At 70.8% G+C, this 22,720-nt stretch carries 22 protein-coding genes; 10 read left to right on the top strand and 12 right to left on the bottom strand.

Translation table 11 applies throughout. From position 1 onward, the window contains the following. Nucleotides 1–193: 193 nt before the first annotated feature. Nucleotides 194–1,690, bottom strand: a complete 1,497-nt coding sequence (locus ACWDEW_RS45225; protein WP_450521659.1) for an oligopeptide:H+ symporter — start codon at nt 1,688–1,690, stop codon at nt 194–196. 514 nt (nt 1,691–2,204) lie between these two features. Here ACWDEW_RS45225 and ACWDEW_RS45220 point away from each other — a divergent pair. Both ACWDEW_RS45220 and ACWDEW_RS45215 read left to right on the top strand, forming a co-directional pair. Next, nucleotides 2,205–2,882 (top strand): response regulator transcription factor, encoded by a 678-nt coding sequence (locus ACWDEW_RS45220; RefSeq protein ID WP_174447603.1) that lies wholly within the window; start codon nt 2,205–2,207, stop codon nt 2,880–2,882. A 163-nt stretch (nt 2,883–3,045) separates the two neighbouring features. After that, on the top strand, nt 3,046–4,323 hold the full coding sequence (locus tag ACWDEW_RS45215) for an ATP-binding protein (protein ID WP_450521654.1): 1,278 nt from the start codon (nt 3,046–3,048) through the stop codon (nt 4,321–4,323). An 18-nt stretch (nt 4,324–4,341) separates the two neighbouring features. Here the strand turns inward: ACWDEW_RS45215 and ACWDEW_RS45210 are convergent, their stop codons facing one another. Beyond that, nucleotides 4,342–4,854 carry a GtrA family protein gene (locus tag ACWDEW_RS45210; RefSeq protein WP_450521652.1) on the bottom strand — a complete coding sequence of 171 codons (513 nt, stop codon included), beginning with the start codon at nt 4,852–4,854 and terminating at the stop codon, nt 4,342–4,344. A gap of 176 nt (nt 4,855–5,030) precedes the next feature. On the opposite strand from ACWDEW_RS45210, the gene ACWDEW_RS45205 reads away from it, so the two are divergent. The 4 genes from ACWDEW_RS45205 to ACWDEW_RS45190 all read left to right on the top strand — a co-directional run bounded on the left by ACWDEW_RS45205 (nt 5,031) and on the right by ACWDEW_RS45190 (nt 9,169). Continuing rightward, on the top strand, nt 5,031–6,170 hold the full coding sequence (locus tag ACWDEW_RS45205; RefSeq protein WP_450521650.1) for a 5-(carboxyamino)imidazole ribonucleotide synthase: 1,140 nt from the start codon (nt 5,031–5,033) through the stop codon (nt 6,168–6,170). Beyond that, nucleotides 6,167–6,712, top strand: a complete 546-nt coding sequence (gene purE / locus ACWDEW_RS45200) for a 5-(carboxyamino)imidazole ribonucleotide mutase (RefSeq protein WP_450521648.1) — start codon at nt 6,167–6,169, stop codon at nt 6,710–6,712. Before ACWDEW_RS45205 ends, purE begins: the two co-directional genes overlap by 4 nt. Nucleotides 6,713–6,717: 5 nt before the next feature. Then, nucleotides 6,718–7,896, top strand: coding sequence for a dipeptidase (locus ACWDEW_RS45195; protein WP_450521646.1), 1,179 nt, complete (start codon nt 6,718–6,720; stop codon nt 7,894–7,896). Nucleotides 7,897–8,026: 130 nt separating this feature from the next. Continuing rightward, on the top strand, nt 8,027–9,169 hold the full coding sequence (locus ACWDEW_RS45190; protein WP_450521644.1) for a dipeptidase: 1,143 nt from the start codon (nt 8,027–8,029) through the stop codon (nt 9,167–9,169). Nucleotides 9,170–9,183: 14 nt separating this feature from the next. Here the strand turns inward: ACWDEW_RS45190 and ACWDEW_RS45185 are convergent, their stop codons facing one another. Both ACWDEW_RS45185 and ACWDEW_RS45180 read right to left on the bottom strand, forming a co-directional pair. After that, the gene (locus ACWDEW_RS45185) at nt 9,184–9,570 is read right to left on the bottom strand and encodes a VOC family protein (protein ID WP_450521642.1); all 387 of its coding nucleotides are present in this window, start codon (nt 9,568–9,570) and stop codon (nt 9,184–9,186) included. Between the two features lie 14 nt (nt 9,571–9,584). Further along, nucleotides 9,585–9,944: a VOC family protein gene (locus ACWDEW_RS45180; protein ID WP_450521640.1), complete on the bottom strand. Its 360-nt coding sequence runs from the start codon at nt 9,942–9,944 to the stop codon at nt 9,585–9,587. A gap of 84 nt (nt 9,945–10,028) precedes the next feature. On the opposite strand from ACWDEW_RS45180, the gene ACWDEW_RS45175 reads away from it, so the two are divergent. Next, entirely contained in the window at nt 10,029–10,547 is a 519-nt protein-coding gene (locus ACWDEW_RS45175; protein ID WP_450521638.1) for a CGNR zinc finger domain-containing protein, read from the top strand. A gap of 27 nt (nt 10,548–10,574) precedes the next feature. Here the strand turns inward: ACWDEW_RS45175 and ACWDEW_RS45170 are convergent, their stop codons facing one another. The 6 genes from ACWDEW_RS45170 to ACWDEW_RS45145 form a co-directional block, all read right to left on the bottom strand. Beyond that, entirely contained in the window at nt 10,575–11,291 is a 717-nt protein-coding gene (locus ACWDEW_RS45170) for a cupredoxin domain-containing protein (protein WP_450521636.1), read from the bottom strand. Beyond that, on the bottom strand, nt 11,288–11,782 hold the full coding sequence (locus tag ACWDEW_RS45165) for a hypothetical protein (RefSeq protein ID WP_450521634.1): 495 nt from the start codon (nt 11,780–11,782) through the stop codon (nt 11,288–11,290). Before ACWDEW_RS45165 ends, ACWDEW_RS45170 begins: the two co-directional genes overlap by 4 nt. Before the next feature lie 118 nt (nt 11,783–11,900). Then, entirely contained in the window at nt 11,901–12,902 is a 1,002-nt protein-coding gene (locus ACWDEW_RS45160) for a cupredoxin domain-containing protein (RefSeq protein WP_450521632.1), read from the bottom strand. Nucleotides 12,903–12,929: 27 nt separating this feature from the next. Further along, a complete protein-coding gene (locus ACWDEW_RS45155) occupies nt 12,930–14,261 on the bottom strand; it encodes a copper resistance CopC/CopD family protein (RefSeq protein WP_450521630.1) in 1,332 nt (443 codons plus the stop codon). Then, the gene (locus ACWDEW_RS45150; RefSeq protein ID WP_450521628.1) at nt 14,258–14,893 is read right to left on the bottom strand and encodes a hypothetical protein; all 636 of its coding nucleotides are present in this window, start codon (nt 14,891–14,893) and stop codon (nt 14,258–14,260) included. The genes ACWDEW_RS45155 and ACWDEW_RS45150 overlap by 4 nt, the downstream gene beginning before the upstream one ends. A 489-nt stretch (nt 14,894–15,382) precedes the next feature. Beyond that, the gene (locus ACWDEW_RS45145; RefSeq protein ID WP_450521627.1) at nt 15,383–16,726 is read right to left on the bottom strand and encodes a UDP-glucose dehydrogenase family protein; all 1,344 of its coding nucleotides are present in this window, start codon (nt 16,724–16,726) and stop codon (nt 15,383–15,385) included. 178 nt (nt 16,727–16,904) lie between these two features. On the opposite strand from ACWDEW_RS45145, the gene ACWDEW_RS45140 reads away from it, so the two are divergent. Next, entirely contained in the window at nt 16,905–18,062 is a 1,158-nt protein-coding gene (locus ACWDEW_RS45140; protein ID WP_043686057.1) for an acyl-CoA dehydrogenase, read from the top strand. A gap of 72 nt (nt 18,063–18,134) precedes the next feature. Here the strand turns inward: ACWDEW_RS45140 and ACWDEW_RS45135 are convergent, their stop codons facing one another. After that, the gene (locus ACWDEW_RS45135) at nt 18,135–19,427 is read right to left on the bottom strand and encodes an LCP family protein (protein WP_450521625.1); all 1,293 of its coding nucleotides are present in this window, start codon (nt 19,425–19,427) and stop codon (nt 18,135–18,137) included. Nucleotides 19,428–19,547: 120 nt separating this feature from the next. Between ACWDEW_RS45135 and ACWDEW_RS45130 the strand changes: the two genes are divergently transcribed. Continuing rightward, the gene (locus tag ACWDEW_RS45130) at nt 19,548–20,072 is read left to right on the top strand and encodes an acyl-CoA thioesterase (protein ID WP_019072230.1); all 525 of its coding nucleotides are present in this window, start codon (nt 19,548–19,550) and stop codon (nt 20,070–20,072) included. Nucleotides 20,073–20,110: 38 nt separating this feature from the next. Here the strand turns inward: ACWDEW_RS45130 and ACWDEW_RS45125 are convergent, their stop codons facing one another. Next, nucleotides 20,111–21,547, bottom strand: coding sequence for an LCP family protein (locus ACWDEW_RS45125; protein WP_450521623.1), 1,437 nt, complete (start codon nt 21,545–21,547; stop codon nt 20,111–20,113). A 126-nt stretch (nt 21,548–21,673) separates the two neighbouring features. Here ACWDEW_RS45125 and ACWDEW_RS45120 point away from each other — a divergent pair, with 126 nt between their 5' ends. Further along, nucleotides 21,674–22,708, top strand: a complete 1,035-nt coding sequence (locus ACWDEW_RS45120) for a glycosyltransferase family 2 protein (protein ID WP_450521622.1) — start codon at nt 21,674–21,676, stop codon at nt 22,706–22,708. Nucleotides 22,709–22,720 lie beyond the last annotated feature (12 nt).

Below are 22,720 nucleotides of genomic sequence, written 5' to 3'. Positions count from 1 at the left end.
GGCCGCTCGCTCGCTTCTAAGACGGGCTGGAGCGGAGCGAGTCAAGGGTGGCCCGCAGGGCCATCGCCGCAGGCGACGCGGAGCGCAGCGCAGCGCCCTTTACTCGGTCCGCGGAAGCCCGACACTGACAAAGAAGCGAGTGGCCCACCAGCACCATCAAAACACCGGCAACACGAACGCCGGCGTCAGTGCGTCAGTGCACATCCCCCATGAGCTCCCGCACCTTCTTCCGGTACATCCACACCGCCACCCCGGCAAGCACCGCCAGAACGGCCTGCAACGCGACGATGCCTGTCTTGTTCAGGTCCACTCCGGCGATCGACAGCAGACCCGTCGTCGCGTCGCCCGCCGTGACCGCGAGGAACCAGACGCCCATCATCTGGGAGGCGTACTTGGCGGGAGCCATCTTCGTGGTGACGGAGAGGCCGACGGGGGAGAGGGTCAGTTCGCCGACCGTCTGGACGAAGTAGATCGCCACGAGCCACATCGCCGCCGCCTTGTGGCCGCCGTCGGCGATCGCGAGCGGGGCCAGGAAGAGGAAGAAGGACGCGCCGATGAGGACCAGGCCCATCGCGAACTTCGTCGCCGTGCTCGGCTCCTTGCCGCGGCGGGCCAGGGCCAGCCAGGCCCAGGCGAAGACCGGGGCCAGCGCCATGATCATGACCGGGTTGACCGACTGGTACCAGGAGACCGGGAAGTCCCAGCCGAAGATGGTGTTCTTCGCCGAGGAGTCGGCGAACAGGGACACCGTCGAGCCGCCCTGGTCGTAGATCATCCAGAACACGGCCGCGGCGACGAAGAACCAGATGTACGCCGACATCTTCGACTGGTCGGCGCGGTCGAGGTCCTTGTCGCGCTTGATGCGGGCGATGACCACGACAGGGATGAGCAGACCGGCGACGGTGATGGGGACCAGCAGCCAGTTCAGCGTGTAGTGGCCGGAGAAGCCGACGACCGCGTAGAAGACCACGGCGACGGCCGCCCACAGCGCCGACTTGCGCAGCGTGGCCGCCTTCTCCTCGGCGGACAGCGGGGTGGGGACGACGCTGGAGCGCGAGCTCAGGTGGCGCGTGCCGAGCAGGTACTGGGCGAGGCCCAGGGCCATGCCGACCGCGGCGAGCGCGAAGCCGAAGTGCCAGTTGACGTTCTCGCCGACGGTACCGATGACCAGCGGCGCGGCGAACGCACCGAGGTTGATGCCGATGTAGAAGAGCGTGAAGCCACCGTCGCGGCGCGGGTCGTCCGGGCCCTCGTAGAGGTGGCCGACCATCGTGGAGATGTTGGCCTTCAGGAGACCGGAGCCGACCGCCACGAGGCCGAGGCCCGCGAAGAACGTGCCCGAGGACGGGAGGGCCAGGGTGAGGTGGCCGAGCATGATGATCAGGCCCGCGACGGCGACCGTCTTGCGGGGGCCGAGGACACGGTCCGCGAACCAGCCGCCGGGGAGGGCGAGCAGGTACACGAGCGACAGGTACACCGAGTAGATCGCGGTCGCGGTGGCCGCGCTCATGTGCAGGCCGCCCGGTGCCACCAGGTACAGCGGGAGCAGAGCCTTCATGCCGTAGTAGGAGAACCGCTCCCACATCTCGGTCATGAAGAGTGTGGCCAGTCCGCGGGGGTGGCCGAAGAAGGTCTTCTCGGAACCGGGGGTGCCCGGAGTCACCGAGTCCTTCGTCAGGCTGGACGCCATGGTCGTTCCTTGCTGGTTCGGGACGCGCGTGCAGGAGCGGGAGCGCGCCCGGTGGGGGGCGGCCGGCACCGGCGGGATCGGCACGTCCGTCCCCACGCCCTCGGGGAGTCCGCCCCGGGTCACGGGACGGTGGACGGCGACCACCGGGATCCACGCCCGGCGCGTACTGCGCTCGGGCCCGGCCACAGGTCATTCCTTTCAAGGCTGGCGACGGCCAGCCCGCACACAAAAGAGACCTTCAGCAGTAAACGATCGCCAAAGGTCACCGGTGTTGCTACAGGCGTTCAGGTCACCATACGGCAGGACACTGCCGGAAATGGAAGGACTTGAGACATCGATCACAGGGGAAAATGGAACCGTGATCGGCTTTTCGAAGGTGGATACAAGGATGGCATCCCACAGACACAGGTTCGGACCGGAATCTTCACCGTCGTGAATCCGACTTCCCCCAAGGTAAGAATCACTCGTGGCGATCACACCTCGACCGCTGTCCGAGGCGGACTACCATCACCTCATGACCCGTGTACTGCTCGCCGAGGACGACGCGTCCATCTCGGAGCCGCTGGCCCGCGCTTTGCGACGGGAAGGTTACGAGGTCGAGGTGCGCGAGGACGGACCGACAGCGCTCGATGCCGGCATCCAGGGCGGCATCGACCTGTGTGTCCTGGACCTGGGCCTGCCCGGCATGGACGGCCTTGAAGTGGCCCGCCGGCTGCGCGCCGAGGGCCACACCGTCCCGATCCTCATCCTGACCGCGCGCGCCGACGAGGTGGACACCGTCGTGGGCCTCGACGCGGGCGCCGACGACTACGTCACCAAACCCTTCCGGCTCGCCGAACTGCTCGCCCGCGTCCGGGCCCTGCTGCGGCGCGGCGCCGCCGAGCCGGCGCAGCCGCCGGCCACGCACGGGGTGCGGATCGACGTCGAGTCGCACCGTGCGTGGATGGGCGACGAGGAACTCCAGCTCACCGCCAAGGAGTTCGACCTGCTGCGCGTTCTGGTGCGGGACGCCGGGCGGGTGGTGACGCGTGACCAGCTGATGCGTGAGGTTTGGGACACCACGTGGTGGTCGTCGACCAAGACCCTCGACATGCACATCTCCTGGCTGCGGAAGAAGCTCGGTGACGATGCGGCGAACCCTCGGTACATCGCCACGGTGCGGGGTGTCGGTTTCCGCTTCGAGAAGAGCTAGCCGGTCTACGCGCGACACCGCCGTGGTGGCTTGTGTGGGTGCGCGGGTGCGGGCCGGCTGTGGCTGGTCGCGCCCACGCGGCGGAGCCGAAGATCGACACGGCCCGCACCCCTAAGGGCGCTGCACACACCGGTTCTCTAAAAGTCACCGCCCGGAGGGTCCCGTGCGTCGTCGTCTTATTCAGTCCACCCTCGCTGTGGTGCTCGTCGTGATCGCCGTCTTTGGTGTGTCTCTTGTCATCGTGGAGACGCGCACGATCAGCAACAGCGCCCAGGAACGCGTGGATTCCGAGGCGCTCCGGCTGGCCAGCATCGTGGACAGCCGGATCCTCGGCGCGGAGATCGTCGACTCGGAGGTGCTGCGCACCCAGGTCACGGAGGATCGCTACGCCGTGATCCGCATCCCGGGCGACCCGGTGATCGAGGTCGGCACCAAGCCGACGGGTGACGTCATCCACTCCACCGCCAAGGGCGAGGAGGGCGAGACGGTCACCGTGGTGGAGCCGCGCTCGAACGTCACCCGCGAGGTCGGGCGGACGCTGCTCATCATCGGTGCCGTGGCGCTGCTCGCCGTCGTGGCCGCCGTACTGCTCGCGGTACGGCAGGCCAACCGGCTCGCCTCGCCGCTCACCGACCTCGCGGAGACCGCCGAGCGGCTGGGGTCGGGTGACCCGCGGCCTCGGCACAAGCGCTACAGCGTTCCCGAACTGGACCGGGTCGCCGATGTGCTCGACTCCTCCGCAGAGCGCATCGCCCGCATGCTCACCGCCGAGCGCAGGCTCGCCGCGGACGCCTCGCACCAGTTGCGTACGCCGCTGACCGCGCTGTCCATGCGCCTTGAGGAGATCACCCTCACGGACGACCCGGACACGGTGAAGGAGGAGGCGACGATCGCGCTCACGCAGGTCGAGCGGCTCACCGACGTCGTGGAGCGGCTGCTGACCAACGCGCGTGACCCCCGTACCGGCTCCGCCGTCTCCTTCGATCTCGACGAGGTCATCCAGCAGCAGCTGGCCGAGTGGCGGCCCGCCTACCGCAGCGCCGGCCGCGCGATCGTCAGCTCCGGCAAACGGCATCTGCAGGCCGTCGGCACCCCGGGGGCGGTCGCCCAGGTGCTGGCCGCGCTGATCGAGAACTCGCTCATGCACGGCGGCGGTACGGTCGCCCTGCGCACCCGGGTCACCGGCAACCAGGCCGTCGTGGAGGTCACGGACGAGGGTCCGGGGGTTCCGACCGATCTCGGTGCGCGGATCTTCGAGCGGACGATCAGCGGCCGCAACTCCACGGGGATCGGCCTGGCGGTCGCGCGCGACCTCGCGGAGGCGGACGGCGGCCGGCTGGAGATGCTGCAGGCGCAGCCGCCGGTGTTCGGCCTGTTCCTGTCGCGCACGCCGCCGACGAAGCGGCTGCCGGCGGACGAGGAAGAGCCCACCGTCCGCTGAGGCGGAGGAGCGGGCCGTTCAGCTCACGCGCTGTTTGGGGCGGGACAGCGACTGCGGCTCGGACGGCTTAGGGAAAGCGTCGGTCTCCACGACCGGTTCCTCGGCCGGCAGCGCCTTGAACACCCAGGTGCGGTACGACCAGAAGCGGAACAGGGTGGCGATGCCGATGCCGAGCACCTTGAAGACGTTGCGCTGCAGCGAGCTGTCCCAGCCGAAGCCGTAGATCGCCGCGAACAGGACGCCGTTCTCGATCACCAGGCCGATCAGGCTGAACGCCAGGAACAGGGTGAGTTCCTTGGTGCGCGCGCTCTTGTCGCGGTCGCGGTAGGTGAAGTAGCGGAAGCCGACGTAGTTGCACCCGATGGCGACGATCGTCGCGATCACATTGGCGCGCACGGCCTGCAGGCTGGTCAGGTGCCACAGCAGGTTGGAGACCGCGAAGTTCACCACGGTGCCCACCACGCCCACCGCACCGAACTTGGCGACTTCGTGCGCGAGCCGTTTGAAAGGCCCTTCGGAACCACGTTCCATGGGTGTGCAGGCCCCTGTCATCTCGGGTGTCATCGCGGATTCGTCGACCCAGCCATGCTAACCATCGCATTCCCCCGCCGCCCGCGAAGCCGCTCACAGGTCGGGAAGAGACCCGGAAAAGAAGGGTAAGAGGTACGGAAATCGGGCCCCCGCCGCGTGACCGATACCCTGGGGGAGTGACGTTCCCGGTAGTCGGCATGGTCGGCGGGGGGCAGCTCGCTCGTATGACACACGAGGCGGGCATCCCGCTCGGCATCAAATTCAAGCTTCTGAGTGACACCCCTCAGGATTCCGCGGCGCAGGTCGTCGGCGATGTCGTCGTCGGCGACTACCGCGACCTCGACACGCTGCGTGACTTCGCGCGGGGCTGCGACGTGATCACCTTCGATCACGAACACGTGCCCACCGAGCATCTGCGTGCCCTGGAGGCGGACGGCATCCCCGTGCGCCCGGGCCCGGACGCGCTCGTGCACGCCCAGGACAAGGGCGTGATGCGGGCCAAGCTCGTCGGGATCGGTGTGCCGTGCCCCAGGCACCGCATCGTCGCCGACCCGGCTGACGTGGTCGCGTTCGCGGCGGAGGGCGACGGCTTTCCCGTCGTACTCAAGACCGTCCGCGGCGGCTACGACGGCAAGGGCGTGTGGGTCGTCGAGTCGGCGGAGGAGGCGGCCGACCCCTTCCGGGCCGGTGTCCCGGTCCTCGCCGAGGAGAAGGTCGACTTCGTACGGGAGCTGGCGGCGAACGTCGTCCGCTCCCCGCACGGCCAGGCCGTCGCCTACCCGGTCGTCGAGTCCCAGCAGGTGAACGGCGTCTGCGACACCGTCATCGCACCCGCCCCCGACCTCGACGAGTCCCTCGCCCTCCAGGCCGAGGAGATGGCGCTGCGCATCGCCAAGGAACTCGGTGTCGTCGGCCATCTCGCCGTCGAGCTGTTCCAGACCGGCGACGGCCGCATCCTCGTCAACGAACTCGCGATGCGCCCGCACAACTCCGGTCACTGGACCCAGGACGGCGCGGTCACCAGCCAGTTCGCCAACCACGTCCGCGCGGTCCTCGACCTCCCGCTGGGCGACCCGCGCGCCCGCGCCCCCTGGACCGTGATGTGCAACGTCCTGGGCGGCGACTACCCGGACATGTACTCCGCGTACCTGCACTGCATGGCCCGCGACCCCCAGCTGAAGATCCACATGTACGGCAAGGACGTGAAGCCCGGCCGCAAGGTGGGCCACGTCAACACCTACGGCACCGACCTGGCCGACGTCCTGGACCGCGCCCGCCACGCAGCCGGCTATCTGAGAGGCACGATCACCGAATGAGCTCCGTCGCAGGACCCGCCGTCGTAGGAATCGTCATGGGCTCGGACTCCGACTGGCCCGTCATGGAGGCCGCCGCCAAGGCCCTCGACGAGTTCGAGATCGCCTACGAGGTCGACGTCGTCTCCGCACACCGCATGCCGCGCGAGATGATCACGTACGGCGAGCAGGCCGACGGCCGCGGCCTCAAGGTGATCATCGCGGGCGCGGGCGGCGCCGCCCACCTGCCCGGGATGCTCGCCTCGGTGACCCCGCTGCCGGTGATCGGTGTCCCCGTACCGCTGAAGTACCTGGACGGCATGGACTCGCTGCTCTCCATCGTGCAGATGCCGGCCGGCGTCCCCGTCGCCACCGTCTCGGTCGCCGGCGCGCGCAACGCGGGACTCCTCGCGGCCCGCATCTTGGCCACCCACGACGAGGAACTCCTCGTCCGGATGCGGGAGTTCCAGCAGGAGCTGAACGACCAGGCCACCGAGAAGGGCAAGCGGCTGCGCGCCAAGGTCGACAGCGGCGCCGGCGGCAGCGGCTTCGGCTTCGGGAAGTGACGGGCATGACCTCGCTGGACCAGGCCCGGGAACTGCTCCGCGAGTTCCCGGTCGTCGACGGGCACAACGACCTGCCCTGGGCGCTGCGCAAGCAGGTCGGCTACGACCTCGACGCCCGCGACATCGCCGTCCATCAGAACGCGCATCTGCACACCGACCTCCCGCGGCTGCGCGAGGGCGGTGTCGGTGCGCAGTACTGGTCGGTGTACGTCCGCTCGGACCTGCCCGACCCGGTGCCGATGACGCTCGAACAGATCGACTGCGTACGGCAGTTGCTGGCCCGCTATCCGCAGGAACTGGCGCCCGCGCTGACCGCCGCGGACATGGAGGCGGCGCGCGCGGAGGGTCGTATCGCCTCCCTCATGGGTGCGGAGGGCGGGCATTCCATCGCCAACTCCCTCGGCACGCTGCGGGGGTTGTACGCCCTGGGCGTCCGGTACATGACGCTCACCCACAACGACAACGTGGCGTGGGCGGACTCGGCGACGGACGAACCGGGGGTCGGCGGGCTGTCGGCGTTCGGCCGGGAGGTCGTGCGGGAGATGAACCGCGAGGGCATGCTCGTCGACCTCTCGCACGTGGCGGCCACGACGATGCGCGACGCGCTGGACACGTCGACGGCCCCGGTGATCTTCTCCCACTCGTCGTCCCGGGCGGTCTGCGACCATCCGCGCAACATCCCCGACGACGTGCTGGAGCGGCTGCCCGCCAACGGCGGCATGGCGATGGTGACGTTCGTGCCGAAGTTCGTGCTCCAGGCCGCCGTGGACTGGACGGCCGCCGCCGACGACAACATGCGCGCGCACGGGCTGCACCACCTGGAGACCACCGAAGAGGCGATGAAGGTGCACCGCGCCTTCGAGGAGCACCACCCGCGCCCGGCCGCCACCGTCTCCACGGTCGCCGACCACCTCGACCACATGCGCGAGGTCGCGGGCGTCGACCACCTCGGCATCGGCGGCGACTACGACGGCACGGCCTTCACCCCGGACGGGCTGAACGACGTCTCCGGCTACCCGAACCTCATCGCCGAGCTGCTGGACCGCGGCTGGTCCAGGGCCGACCTGGCCAAGCTGACCTGGCGGAACGCGGTACGGGTGCTGGGCGCGGCGGAGGACGTGGCGCGGGAGCTCCGGGCGACGCGGGGGCCGTCCAACGCCACGATCGAGTCGCTGGACGGCTGAGGAACCGGTGGCCGGCGCGGCGCGGGAGCGGCCACTCCCGCGCCGTACCCCGAACGCCCCGCCCACCAGGAAGCCCCCACGTCAGCGTGCGACGGTGACCGTACTGCCGTAACGACGTACGGAGCCCGCCATGGCCGACCTCCAGGACCACCTGCACGCGACGACCGAGGTCGGCGAGCTCGACGACTTGGTCCACGAGCCCTTTCCCGCCGGGCCCTTCCCGCCGGACAGCGCGGAACCGTACGACCCCGTCTCCGACCCGGCCGCGGCGCCCCTGGAGCGCGCGCACGCCATCCTCGCCGCGCACCCGGTCGCCGACGGCTACAGCGGGCTGCCGTGGGCGTTGCGGCATCTGCCGTGGTTCGACCTGGAGCTGGGGGAGAGTTCCGTGGACACCGATGTACCGCGGCTGCGGGAGGGGCATGTGGGCGCGCTGTTCTGGTCGCTGCATCTGCCGGAGGGGCTGGCCGGGGACCGGGCGGTCGGCGCCACGCTGGAGCAGCTCGACCTCGTGAACACCGTGGTCCGCGCCCACCCCGAAGGGCTGCGGCTGGCGTACACCGCGGGGCAGACCACCGACGTGCGCAACTGCGGCCGCGTCGCCGTGCTGCTGGGCCCCGCCGGAGCCCCCGCGCTCGGCGACTCGCTGGGCATCCTGCGCTCGCTGCACGCGCTGGGGCTGCGGGTCCTCACGCTGTCCGGGGTGTCCTGGGCGAGCGAGGCGGGGCTGACCCGGTTCGGCGAGGAGGTCGTGCGGGAGATGAACCGCCTCGGGGTGCTCGCCGACCTCTCCGGCGCCTCCGAGGAGACGATCCGCCGCGCGCTCGCGGCCTCGAAGGCACCGGTGCTGTTCACCCGCTCCGCCGCCCGCACCCTGCGCCCCCACCCGGCGAACCTCTCCGACGGAATCCTCGCCGCGGTCGGCGCCGCCAAGGGCCTGTGCATGGTGCCGCTCACCGCCGAGCAGACCGGCCCGTCCGTCCGGGACGTCGCCGACCACCTCGACCACGTCCGCCGGATCGCGGGCCCGGAGTCCGTCGCCCTGTCCGGCACCTACGACGCCGGCACCGCCCACCCGCAGGACCTCGCCGACGCCTCCTGCTACCCGAACCTCTTCGCCGAGCTCCTCCACCGCGGCTGGTCCGAGCCCGACCTCGCCCTGCTCAGCTGGGGCAACGTCCAACGCGCCCTGCGCAGCGCCGACTTCACGGCCCGCGCCGCCCAGCAGCGCCGCGAGCCGTCGACGGCGAAGATCGCCGAGCTGGACGGGTAGGTCGCCAAGCGGTTCTACGGGTGGTCGATCCGGCAGAGGCAGAACGGATGCCCTGCCGGATCGGCGTACACCCGGAAGTCCTCCTTGTCCTGCCGCTCCAACAGCCGCGCGCCGAGCGCCAGTACGGCCTGCTCCGCCGCCTCGATCTCCTCCCACGTCGATCCGGCGTCGAAGTCGAGGTGGAACTGCTGCGGCCGGTCCGCGCTCGGCCACTCGGGCGGGGTGTACTCCGCCTCCGGCACCCGCTGGAAGGCGATCCGCGGCCCGTCCGGGATGTCGAGGACGACCCACTCCTCGTCGGCGGCGCGGGGCGTGCCGCCCAGGACGCCGGCGTAGAACCCGGCGAGCGCGAGCGGGTCCGGGCAGTCGATCACGATGGAACGGAAGCGAATGGCAGTCACGTCGACCTCCTGAGTCAGCAGGCGCAGAGGCAGAACGGGTGCCCCGCCGGGTCGGCGTACACCCGGAAACCGCGCGAGCGGTCCTCGGCGTCCAGCGGGGTCGCGCCCAGTTCCAGGACGCCCTTCTCGGCCGCGTCCAGGTCCTCGACGGTCAGATCGAGGTGGAACTGCTGCGAGTCGGCGGGCGCCGGCCACTTCGGCGGTACGTGCCCCGGCGCCCGCTGGAACGCCAGCGACTGTCCGCCGGCGACCTTCAGGTCCATCCAGTCGCCCTCTCCGTCGGCGGTGCCGCCCAGGATCTCGGCGTAGAACGCGGCGAGCGCGCGGGGGTCGGGACAGTCCAGGACGACGGTGCCCAGCTTGGCGATGGCCATGACGAACTCCTTCGGGTTACCCATATACGGCGTCAGCCGGTAACGGTTACCTCATGCTCCCGCATTGGAGGTAACGTCGCAAGCATGAGTGAGAGAGTTCCCGCGCCCGGCGACCTGGCCCTGATCGAGGCCCTGGTGAACACGCTGGACATCGAGGCGGGAGCCGACGCGCTGGACACGGAGGAGGGCCGGGCCCCCTTCGGGCTCGCGGAGGGGGAGACAGAGACGGCCCGCGAACTCCGCGAGTCCCTGCGCGCCACCCTGCTCGCCCACGCGGGCCACCCCGCGCACCAGGACGTGACCCCGCTCGGCGAACTCCTCGCGCGCGCCCCGCTGTTGATCGCGCTCGACGCCCGGGACGGTTCCGCCCGGCTCACCCCCGCCGACGTGGAACCCCTGCTCTCCCGCGTTGCGGCGGCGATCGCCCAGTCCCTCGTCGCGGGCACCTGGCCCCGCCTCAAGGCCTGCGAGGCCCCGACCTGCCACTGGGCGTACTACGACCGCAGCCCGGCGGGACGGGGGCGCTGGTGCTCGATGGCGGTGTGCGGGGCGCGCGCGAAGATGCGGACGTACCGTGCCCGGCAGGCCGGAGAGCCGTCCTGACCCGACGGTTGGGCTCGACGGCGTCTCCTAGCCCTTCGTCTCGCCCCCGCCGTCCGCCTGCGCGGCCCGCGACCCCACCAGCAGCAGGCACGTGACGGCGACTCCGGCCACCAGCCCCGCCAGCACCAGCAGCGGATCCAGCGGACGGGACGTCGACGCGGTCTGCTGGACCTGTGCGGCCTGCGGCGCGGTCGTCGCGGGCGCCGGTGTGGCCGCCGCCGTCGGCATCGACATCGCGTGGGACGGGGACGAGGAGTGCGCGGGTGTCCTCGCCACGGCGGTCCGGTCCGGCACGGTGGCGTGCTGCTGCCCGGAACCGGACGACCCGGACGAGCCCGACGACGAGCCGCCGTGCTGGTGCGCCGTGGGCGCCGCCGATGTCGCCGGTGGTGGTGCCGCCTTCACCACCAACTGGGCCGTCATGCCCGGGTGGACGGTGCAGACATAGCCGTACGAGCCCGCCGTGCCGAACGTGAAGCTCCAGCTTCCGCCCTTGCTCAGCATGGGCGAGTGGATCGCGACCGGACCCGACGTGGTCTTCACGTCGTGCGGTGCGGTGTCCTCGTTGGTCCAGGTCACCGTCGTGCCGGCCGTGATCGTCAGCGCCGTGGGCGAGAAGGCGTACCCCTTCATCACCACGTGGTACGAAGCGGCCGACGCCTGTCCGGCGGGCAGCACCAGCAGACCGAGAAGGGCGAGTACGGCGGCCGCGGCACCCGGCACCGCCCGCCCCGCCGCCCTCACGCGAACTCCGCGGCGACCAGCAGCCGCAGCCGCGTGGCGGGACGACCGGCCCGGAAACCCGTGGCCCGCCGCAGCAGCCGGTACGGCAGCCGGGCCGTACCCACCACGAGCAGCCGGTCGTCCGCGTGCTCGACGACGCGCAGCCGCAGCAGTACGGGGAAGGCGGTCCCGTCGATGTCGAGGTCACCGGTGAGCTGTAGCCGGCGACCCCCGGCGAACGGCTCCACGCGCTCGGAGGTGAGCCGGGCCGGGAGCCGCGGATCGTCGAACTCGAAGCGGAACAAGGGGTGTTCGGAGGAGTCGGGAACCATGAGGGACGCCCCGGCGAGGGCGATGCGGCGGCGCAGCGTGGGCAACGGGCCGTACCAGCAGGTGAGTTCGACGAGCGAGCGGCCGGGCGCCACCGGATAGTCGCCGGGCAGCGGCAGGCGACGGGTGCCGGTGTGCGACTCCGGTGGGGGCGGGACGGTGGGGAGAGTGACGGTTGTCATCCAGGTCTCCTGTGAAAGCGGTTCCGGAGTGGTGGTGAACACGTGGAGAATGAGCGGGCGCCGGTCCGGCCGACTGAGCCTCGGCCGGACCGGCGTCCTTGTCGTGCCGCGGACCGCGTCAGCAGCTGCCGGTGACGAAGTCCTCGGTGGGCGTGAGCAGTTGCTCGGCCCAGACCGTGTGCATCTTCACGTAGCCGTCGACGTCGAGCAGATCGGTGACCTGCTGCCCGAGCGACTCCTCCAGGTGTGCCTTGTTGATGTGGTTGAGCAGCACGCTCAGCGTGCTGTCGAGCACCGTGCCGCCGCCCTCGGTGACGGGCTTGAGGATCGTCTCGACCCACACCGTGTGCATCTTGATGTAGGAGTCGAGCGCGAGCGCGTCCTGCACCTGCTGGGCCGGGGAGCGTTCCAGGTGCGCGGTGTTGATGTGCTGGAGGATCGGCAGCAGTACGTCCTGGACGCTGGTGCACTGGGTGCTGCCGCCGTCGGACCCGGTCGGCGTGGTGGTGGGTGTGGCGGTCGCCGTGCCGGTGGGCATGGGCATGCCGGTCGGGGTGGCCGTCGGGGTGGCCGTGGGCGTGCCGGTCGGGGTCGCCGTCGGCGTGGCCGTGGGTGTCGTACCGCCGCCCGTGCCGCCGCCGTCGTCCGCGACGACCTTCACGGACGACACCATGTCCGGGTGCACGGCGCAGTAGTACTCGTACGTCCCGGCCTTGGTGAACGTGTACGACCAGGAGTCGCCCTGGTTCAGGGTGCCCGAGTCGAACTTCACCGGGGCCTTCGTGGTGGTGACCGTGTGCGGCGCGGTGTCGTGGTTGGTCCACCGGACGGTCTGGCCGACCTTGACGACGAGCTGCTTGCCGTCGCCGAACTTGTAGTTCGTGATGTCGACCTGGTAGTCCGGCTCGGCAGCCGCCGCGGGCTGCACCTCGGCCGCTGCGGGCGCCTGAGCCGCGCCCGCTGCCGCCGTGTCCGAGGTCCCGCCGGAGCCGGAGGCCGCCTGCAGCAGCCCCAGGCTGAGCACGGCCGCGAGGGCCGCGCCGAGCCCGGCGACCAGCAGGGCCCGGTTGCCGGCCGGTGAGCGGCGCCGCCGGTCACCGGTCTCTTCAGTGCGTTTCAAAACAACTCCTTTGTTCCATGGGGGAGTTCAGCGGCCGGGGTCGGCCGTGACCAGCAGACTCGTCACGGCGAGCACGACGAGGACGAGCCCCGTCTCCGCCGCGACCGAGTAACCGAAGGGCCGCACGGTGGCGGCGTCGCCGCGCAGCAGCACGGCGAGATCGAGGCGGGTGCGCGTCCACTGGCGGCTGCACCAGGCGGCGGCCAGGACGACGGCGAGGACGCCCGTCTTGAGAAGCAGCAGATGCCCGTACGAGGTGTGCAGCAGGGCGTCGTAGGACCCCACGATCTGCCAGGCGAGCACCAGACCGGCGGCCACGATCGCCGTCACGCTCACGGCGGCCAGCTTCGAGTAGCCGGGCACCACGGCCGCCAGCTCACCGGGCTCGCGGCGCGGCAGCACGGCCACCGTGAGCATGGTCAGCCCGCCGATCCAGAGGGAGACGCCGAGCAGATGGACGAGGTCGGCGACGGCGCCCCAAGTCGGCTCGGTGCCCTCGGAGTTGTGACCCGCCATGCCGGTCGCCCGCAGCAGCCCGAGGGCCACCGCGCCGGCCCCGACGCGCCAGCCGGGCGAACGGGCGGTCCGCGCACCGCCCTGCAGCAGCGCGGCCAGCACCACGGCCGCGAGCACCCACAACAGGCCCCGGGCGGCGAGCGCGATACCGGGCTCGGTGGTGAGGACGTCGGTGTACGTCGCCGGGCGCAGCGCGTCCCGCAGGCCGCCGAGCGCGGTGTACGCGCCCTGCAGGCCGAGGGCCGCCACGGTCGACGCCAGCCCGCACGTCCAGGCCAGACCGAGCAGCATCCGCGCCCGCCGCTCGCCCGCGCCGCGCGGCCACAGCAGGGCGACGAAGGCGAGGCCGCCCACGAACAGGGCCAGCGACAGATATCCGGTCCAGCGGGCGGCGACGAGGCCCTTGCGCACCGAGGGGGAAGGTGCGGGAGCGGCCGTGGCCTCGCCGCCGCGGTCCTGGGTGGTCCGCGCGCCGATGTCGAAGGTCAGCCGCCCGGAGGTGGCGTGACCGTCCTCCTCGTCGATGACGGACCAGGTGAGCTTGAGGGTGTCCCCGCTCGCGTGGGGGAGCGCGACCCGCACCGTGGCACTGCCCTTGCCCGGAACCCGGGTCACGGGCAGCCGGTCGCCCTCCGGCGTCATGACACGTATGTCGGCGGGGTCGACGGCCTCGTCGAAGACGAGGGCGAGGCCGTCGGGAGCCTTCTCCAGCCGGGCACCGTCCTTCGGCGTGGAACGGACCAGCTCGGTGTGGGCGGCGGCGGGGGTGGTGGTGAGGAGACCGAGGAGGACGGCGGAGAGCAGAACCAGGAGAGCGCGGCGGACGGTCGTCACGGTCGTCACGGGGTGGCCTCCGGCGACGGGGACGCGGAGGAAGCCGGTGCCGCGGTGGCGCCCAACAGGCCGTCCAGCGGTGCGAGTCCGACGCACGGCGAGGGCTGCGCGGTGGGCTCTTCGGCGTCCGCGCCGTCGAGGACGCCGAAGAGGGACTGGGTGAGGCCGGTCAGGAGCGGTGCCACGACACGCACCTCGCCGTCCTCGCAGCCGCCGCTGTCGGAGGGCGGCGCCGTGGTCGAGGAGCCGGAGGGGGAGGGGGTGGGGGACGGGGAGGCGGGGGTCGGCGTGGGCCCGTAGGTGGGCGAGGTGCCGTGGTCGTACCCGGTGCCGGTCTGTCCGGTACCGAGGCCGGTGCCGGATTCCGTGCCGGACCCGCCGGTCACCGGGAACACCCCTGTGCCGCCCGGGACTTGGGCCTCCGAACCGCCCGGGGCGGAGTCGGCCGGAGCCGTTCCGGCGGCCGGTGGCGCGGTGGCGGCGGGAGGCGTGGCGGCGGGAGCGGCGGCCTCGCCGGAGGCGGTGGGGGCGCCGATGCCCGACGCGTAGCCGAGCACGATCACCACGGCTCCGACCAGCGCGCCCGCGACCAGCTCGTCGCGGTGATCTCTCGGCCACTCCGCCCGGCGGAACAAGGGCATGATGAGACACTCCTGGCATGCTCAGGTCAATCCGGCCGCGGAATGCGGCGGACGCGACTCAGTGCAGTGGAGTGCGGATTCCCCGTGACTACGGGCCAGTTAACCGCCTGTTGCCTGGCTCTCTTTCGGGTGTGGCCCGACTGTGAGACCGGGCGACATCGACGTTATTCCACGCAATGCGACTGTGAAGAAAGCGCGCAGGGGGCAGACCGATTCCCACACATTACTCGAATTGAATTCGAACTCGGTGCGGGAATTCCCGGAGGTGGCATATGCCAATTCGCGGGTCCGTGCCGGGCTGGGGCGGTCAAGCCTCAGGGACCCAGGGAACGGCGCCCAGGCCCCGGCCCCGGGCGGGGTGGCACGGCATCCATGCGTGCGGCCGCCCCCGTCCCGGAATTCCGTTGAGCTGCAGGGGAATTACCCGCCCAGGACCCTCTCGGCCTTCTCGGCCCTCTCGGCCCCAAGGCCCCCTCCCCCCAGGACTCGTTATGCGGTGGGCCGGCCCATCGCCCGGTAAGTCCAACCGGCCTTCCGCCACAGTTCCGGGTCGAGCGCATTCCGCCCGTCGAGAATGAGGCGGGCCCGCACGCCTTCGCCGAGTTCCGCCGGGTCCAGCTCGCGGAACTCCCGCCACTCCGTCAGGTGCAGGACGACATCGGCGCCGCGCACGGCCTCCACGGCGGTGTCGGCGTAGCCGAGCGTCGGGAACAGCCGCCGGGCGTTGTCCATGCCCTTCGGGTCGTAGACGGTGACCTGGCCGCCCTGGAGGTGGATCTGGCCGGCGACGTTCAGCGCGGGGGAGTCGCGGACGTCGTCCGAGTCGGGCTTGAAGGCCGCGCCGAGCACGGCGACCCGCTTGCCCAGGAAGGACCCGCCGCCGAGCGCCTCGCGTGCCATCTCGACCATCTGGCCGCGCCGCCGCATGTTGATGGAGTCGATCTCGCGCAGGAAGGTGAGGGCCTGGTCGGCGCCCAGTTCACCGGCGCGTGCCATGAACGCCCGGATGTCCTTGGGCAGGCAGCCGCCGCCGAAGCCGATGCCGGCCCGCAGGAACTTGTTGCCGATCCGCTCGTCGTGCCCGATCGCCTCGGCCAGCTTCACGACATCGCCGTCGGCGGCCTCGCAGACCTCGGCCATGGCGTTGATGAAGGAGATCTTTGTGGCGAGGAAGGAGTTCGCGGCCGTCTTCACCAGCTCGGCGGTCGGGAAGTCGGTCACCACGAACGGCGACCCGGCCCCGACCGGCACCGCGTACACCTCGCGCAGCAGCTTCTCGGCCCGCTCGCTGCGTACGCCGACCACGATCCGGTCCGGCCGCAGCGTGTCCTCGACGGCGAGGCCCTCGCGGAGGAACTCCGGGTTCCAGGCCAGCTCGGCGTCCGCACCGGCGGGGGCGTGCTCGGCGAGATAGGCGGCCAGCCGGTCCGCCGAACCGACCGGCACGGTGGACTTGCCGACGACGAGCGCGGGGCGGGTGAGGTGCGGGGCGAGCAGCTCGAAGGCCCGGTCGACGTACGACATGTCGCACGCGTACTCGCCGTGCTTCTGCGGGGTGTTCGTGCACATGAAGTGGACGTCCCCGAACTCCGCGACCTCGGCCCAGTCCATGGTGAAACGCAGCCGCCCGCTGGATCCCTCGATCCCGGCGACGTGCTTGCGCAGCAGCTCCTCCAGCCCCGGTTCGTACATCGGGACCTCACCGCGCTGGAGCATCTCGATCTTCTCCGGCACGACGTCCAGACCCAGCACCTCGAAGCCCAGCTCGGCCATGGCCGCGGCGTGCGTGGCGCCCAGGTAGCCGGTGCCGATCACGGTGATCTTGAGGGCCATGAGTGCTCCAGAAGGGGTACGGGTGCGATGCGCGCCCGAGCATAGTCGGAGGTCCTGACGGGCACCTTTCCCCCTGTCGCCAAGCTCACGTATCACTCCCGTGGGCGGGCCCCTAAAATTTGGGTTACTTAACAGTAATTAGCACCGTCGTCACAGCATCCTTGGAGCGTGAGAGACCTTGGCCGGATCGGCTGACTTCGACCTGTACCGCCCGTCCGAGGAGCACGACATGCTCCGCGACGCGATCCGCTCACTGGCCGAGGCGAAGATCGCGCCGTACGCCGCAGCGGTGGACGAGGAGTCCCGCTTCCCGCAGGAGGCGCTCGACGCCCTCGTCGCGAACGACCTGCACGCCGTCCACGTGCCCGAGGAGTACGGCGGCACCGGCGCGGACGCGCTGGCCACGGTCATCGTGATCGAGGAGGTGGCCCGCGTCTGCGCGTCCTCCTCCCTCATCCCCGCGGTGAACAAGCTGGGCTCGCTCCCCGTGATCCTCTCGGGCTCCGAGGACCTGAAGAAGAAGTACATGACCCCGCTCGCCAAGGGCGACGCGATGTTCTCGTACGCCCTCTCCGAGCCGGACGCGGGCTCGGACGCGGCCGGCATGAAGACGAAGGCGGTCCGCGACGGCGACCACTACGTCCTCAACGGCGTGAAGCGCTGGATCACCAACGCGGGCGTCTCCGAGTACTACACGGTGATGGCGGTGACGGACCCCGAGAAGCGCTCCAAGGGCATCAGCGCCTTCGTCGTCGAGAAGTCCGACGAGGGCGTCTCCTTCGGCGCCCCGGAGAAGAAGCTCGGCATCAAGGGCTCCCCGACCCGCGAGGTCTACCTCGACAACGTCCGCATCCCGGCCGACCGCATGATCGGCGCCGAGGGCACCGGCTTCGCCACCGCGATGAAGACCCTGGACCACACCCGCATCACCATCGCGGCCCAGGCCCTCGGCATCGCCCAGGGCGCCCTCGACTACGCCAAGGGCTACGTCAAGGAGCGCAAGCAGTTCGGCAAGCCGATCGCCGACTTCCAGGGCATCCAGTTCATGCTGGCCGACATGGCCATGAAGATCGAGGCCGCCCGCGCCCTTACCTACCAGGCCGCGGCGGCCTCGGAACGCGGCGACAAGAACCTCACCTTCCAGGGCGCCGCCGCCAAGTGCTTCGCCTCGGACGTCGCGATGGAGGTCACTGTCGACGCGGTCCAGCTCCTCGGCGGCTACGGCTACACGCGGGACTATCCGGTCGAGCGCATGATGCGCGACGCCAAGATCACCCAGATCTACGAGGGCACGAACCAGGTCCAGCGCATCGTGATGGCGCGCAACCTGCCGTAAGCGACGGCGAATGCAAGAAGGGGGCCCTCGTCCGATGCGGACAAGGGCCCCTTTCTCATGTCACCGCTCGCGTCAGTTGCCCGAGACCGTCACCTTCTGGTCGTTGTTCAGCTCGTTCACCAGGGTCTTGACCTTCGCCTTGTCCCAGAGGAGGTTGCCCCCGGTGGAGCCGGAGATCGGCATGTTCATCGAGGTGCCGTCGCCGCCGCTGACGCCCTTCATCGCCCAGAACATGGACGCCAGGTCCCAGAGCGACATGTCCTTGTCGACGGAGAGGGAGTCGAGGCCCGCGCCGAGCGTCGGGTAGAGCTTGAAGGGGTTGAGGAGCGTGCCCGGGGTCGCCACCTGGTGGGCCAGGGCGGACAGGAACTTCTGCTGGTTCTTCGTGCGCTGCAGGTCGGAGGCGGCGAACGCGTGCCGGGTGCGGACGAAGGCCAGGGCCTCCTCGCCGTTCAGCGTCTGCTTGCCGGCCTTGAAGTTGGCGCCCGAGTACGAGTCCTTGAAGCCCTTGTCGATGGTGAGCGTGACACCGCCGACCGCGTCCACGATGTCCGCGAAGCCGTTGAAGCCGATCTCCACGTAGTGGTCGATGTGCAGGCCCATGTTGTACTCGACGGTGCGGACGAGGAGCGTCGGCCCGTCCTCCGCGTACGCCGCGTTGAGCTTCGTCTGGCGGCCCGTGTTCTGGTACGTCTTGCCCGAGGTGGAGCCCACGTACGACGGGATCGTCACGTTCGAGTCGCGCGGCAGCGAGATCAGCGTGTCGCCGCTGGAGCCCACGTGCAGGATCATCATCGAGTCGGTGCGCTTGCCCGCGGCGGAACCGGTGTGCAGCTTCTTCTTCTCGGCGGCCGTCAGCCCCTCGCGGCTGTCGGAGCCGACGATCAGGTAGTTCGTGCCGTCGCCGCCCGCCGGCCGGTCGATCACCTTCGACAGGTCGACGTCGCGGTTCAGCTTGGAGTCGGCCCAGAAGTAGGTGCCGATGGTGGTCACGACCAGCACGGTGACCACGGTGATCGCGGTCCACTTGATACGGCGACGCCAGTTCGGCGCGCGCCGCGGACCCTGGCCGCCGTCCGGCCCGGCCGGTCCGCCGGACCCGCCGCCGTAGACCTGGCCGGTGTTGTAGCCGTCGTACCCGTTGTTGTCGTAGCCGCCCTGGCCGTAGCCGTTCTGGCCCTCGTCATAGCCCTGGCCGCCCGTGTACGACGGCTGCGGCGGGACTCCGGCGCCGTACGGCGGGGCCTGCGGGCCGCGTCGTACCTGGCGCATCACGCGTGCGCTCTCCGGCTGTGCGTTCGCGCTACCGCGTCCGTACTCGTTGCCGCGGTTGCCGCCGGACCATCCCTCGGGCCAATCGTTCATGGGGCCCAGTGTGCAGGCAGCGGCCATGTCGTTTACAAGGGTCGTAGGAAAATCAGGGCACTGCTGTTGCGAAGCCAACACAAAGTCCGCAGATGTCCACCCCGGCATAGGGTGGCGTCCATGACAGATCTGCCGGGCAAGCCGACGTCCGCCTCCCGGACCACCCTCAGCCACATCATGACGAACGCCGACACGAACCTGCTGGGGACCGTGCACGGCGGTGTGATCATGAAGCTGGTCGACGACGCGGCGGGCGCGGTCGCCGGGCGGCACAGCGGCGGACCGGCCGTCACCGCGTCGATGGACGAGATGGCGTTCCTCGAACCGGTCAGGGTCGGTGACCTCGTCCATGTGAAGGCGCAGGTCAACTGGACCGGCCGGACCTCGATGGAGGTCGGCGTGCGGGTCCTGGCCGAGCGGTGGAACGAGTCGACCCCGGCCACTCAGGTCGGCTCGGCGTATCTGGTGTTCGCCGCCGTCGACGCCGACGGCAAGCCCCGGGCCGTACCGCCGGTGATCCCGGAGACCGAGCGCGACGAGCGCCGCTGCCAGGAGGCCCAGATCCGCCGCACCCACCGGCTGTCCCGCCGCCGCGCCATCATGGAGCTGCGCGAGAAGCGGGCGGCGGAGGGCCTCGACGACTGAGGCCCTCCGCCGACGCTGTTACAAAACGCCCCACTTCACTACGAACACCCCACCTCGTCCCCGGTCACCACCCCGAACTCGCCCTGCTGCACATCCGCCGCCCGCACCCGGGTGACCTGCTTGAAGTCGCTCCCGGCGATCACCTTCAGCAGCGGCCCCTGCCCCTTCACCGCCCGCAGCTCGCTCCCGGGCAGCGCCGCCGCGAGGGACTTCGCGGACCGGTCCCAGCGGGGGTCGTAGGCGATCACCGTCCGTCGTACGGCGTGGTCGGCGGCGCTCACCGGCTGGTGCGTCGTGCGGAAGCCGGTCGCCGCCAGTGCCGCGTCGACGCGCTTGCCGAGGCCGGCCGTCGCAGTGCCGTTCTCCACCTGGACCTGGATCTGCTGCGGGGCCACGTCGACCTTCACGGCATTGGCGCGCGGCGCCCGGTGCACGGTCAGCGGCTTGTCGTCGCGCAGGGCCGCGAAGAGCTTCGCCGCCTTCGGTTCGTCCCACTTCAGCGTGGAGCCGATGCCCTTCACGACGTATCCCATCTGTCCGATGGGCACGGTGGTGAACTCGGAGGAGGAGGGCGAGAAGCTGCGCATCGCGCGGCCGAGGTCGAGGAGTTCGTCGGTGCCGAAGCCCTTGTCCGCGCGGACCGAGCCGAGCACGGCCTGGGTCACGTCGCGGAACTTCAGCGGGTTCAGCAGCACCCCGGAGGAGGTGGCCCGGTCGATCAGCGCCGCCAGGAAGCGCTGCTGGCGCTTCATCCGGCCGAGGTCGGAGGCGCCGTCGACGTGCCGCGAGCGGACGTACTGGAGGGCCTGGCCGCCCATCAGGGTGTGCGAGCCGGCGGGGAGGTCGAGACCCGTGTACGAGTCCTTCAGGGGTTCGGCGGTGCAGATCTTCACCCCGCCCAGGACGTCGACCGTCTTCATGAAGCTGGTGAAGTCGACCTCCAGGTAGTGGTCGATCTTCACGTGGGTCATGCTCTCGACGGTCTGCACGGTGAGGTTGGGGCCGCCCTCCGCGTACGCCGCGTTGATCTTGATGGGGTGCGCGGGACGGCCCGGGATCCCCGGTACCTCGGCGTAGGAGTCGCGCGGCAGGCTGACCACGCTGGCCCGCTCCCGGTCCTCCGAGATGTGCACGATCATGATCGTGTCGGTGCAGTGGCAGGGCGCGCCGCCCAGGTGGTACGCGCGCCGCTCCGCCTCGGTGATCCTGTCGCGCCCGTCGGTGCCGACCAGCAGGACGTTCATGCCGTGGCCCGCCCGCGGCCGGTTCTTCATGTCCTTGAAGGGGTCGACGCGGGCGATGTCCGCGTCGAGGCTGCTGACCACGGCGTGCCCGATCCCGGCGGACGCGAGCACCACCACGGACAGCGTCGTCGCCGCCCGCATGGCCCAGCGCGGCTTCTTCGGCCGTACGGGGGGCCGTGGGCGGCGCTGCGGGGGACGGGCGGCGGGGGAGCGGCGGGGCGGCGTGGGCATGGGGGACACCTCCGCGAGGGCCGTACGTGGGATCTTGAGCACCGTAGGCCCATACGATCTGATACCGCCGCAGCCGCCCGGGCGGGGCGCGTCCGTGTCCCCCGTTCGCGGTAACGTGAGCCCCCTATGAACGCCAAGCCCGACGTGCGGCTCCCCGCCGTTTCTGTGATCATGCCCGTCCTCGACGAGGAGCGGCATCTGCGCGGAGCCGTCCAAGCGATCCTCGCGCAGGAGTACGCCGGCGAGATGGAGGTCGTGCTCGCCCTCGGTCCCTCGAAGGACCGCACGGACGAGATCGCGGCCGAGCTCGTGCGCGAGGACTCCCGAGTCCACACCGTCCCGAACCCGGCCGGCCGCACGCCCGCCGCCCTCAACGCCGCGATCAAGGCATCCCGCCATCCGATCGTCGTCCGCGTCGACGGCCACGGCATGCTCTCGCCGAACTACATCGCCACCGCCGTACGGCTCCTGGAGGAGACCGGCGCGCAGAACGTCGGCGGCATCATGCACGCCGAGGGCGAGAACGCCTGGGAGGACGCGGTCGCCGCCGCGATGACCTCCAAGATCGGCGTGGGCAACGCGGCCTTCCACACGGGAGGGGAAGCGGGCTCCGCCGAGACGGTCTACCTCGGGGTGTTCCGGCGCGAGGCGCTGGAGCAACAGGGCGGCTACAACGAGGAGTTCATCCGCGCCCAGGACTGGGAGCTGAACTTCCGCATCCGCGAGGCGGGCGGCCTGATCTGGTTCTCGCCGGAGCTGAAGGTGTCGTACCGCCCCCGCCCGTCGGTGAAGGCCCTCGCCAAGCAGTACAAGGACTACGGCCGCTGGCGGCACGTCGTCGCCCGCTACCACGAGGGCTCCATCAACCTGCGCTACCTCGCCCCGCCGACCGCCGTGTGCGCGATCGCGGCCGGGATCGTGGTCGGCGCGGCCCTGACGCCCTGGGGATTCCTGATCCCGGGCGGCTACCTCGCGGCGATCGCGCTGGGCTCCCTTCCGGCGGGCAAGGGCCTGTCCCTGAGGGCCCGGCTCCAGATCCCCGTCGCCCTCGCCACCATGCACATGTCCTGGGGCTACGGCTTCCTCACCAGCCCCAAGTCCCTCGCGCGCAGGGTGATCGCGTCCCGGCGGCCCGCGGTGCTCAGCCCGTCCAACAGCTGAGCACCGCCATGG

It is taken from the genome of Streptomyces sp. NPDC001100, assembly GCF_053598575.1.
The sequence above is the reverse complement of the archived record's forward strand: the minus strand, read 5'-3'. Positions and strand labels throughout refer to the sequence as shown.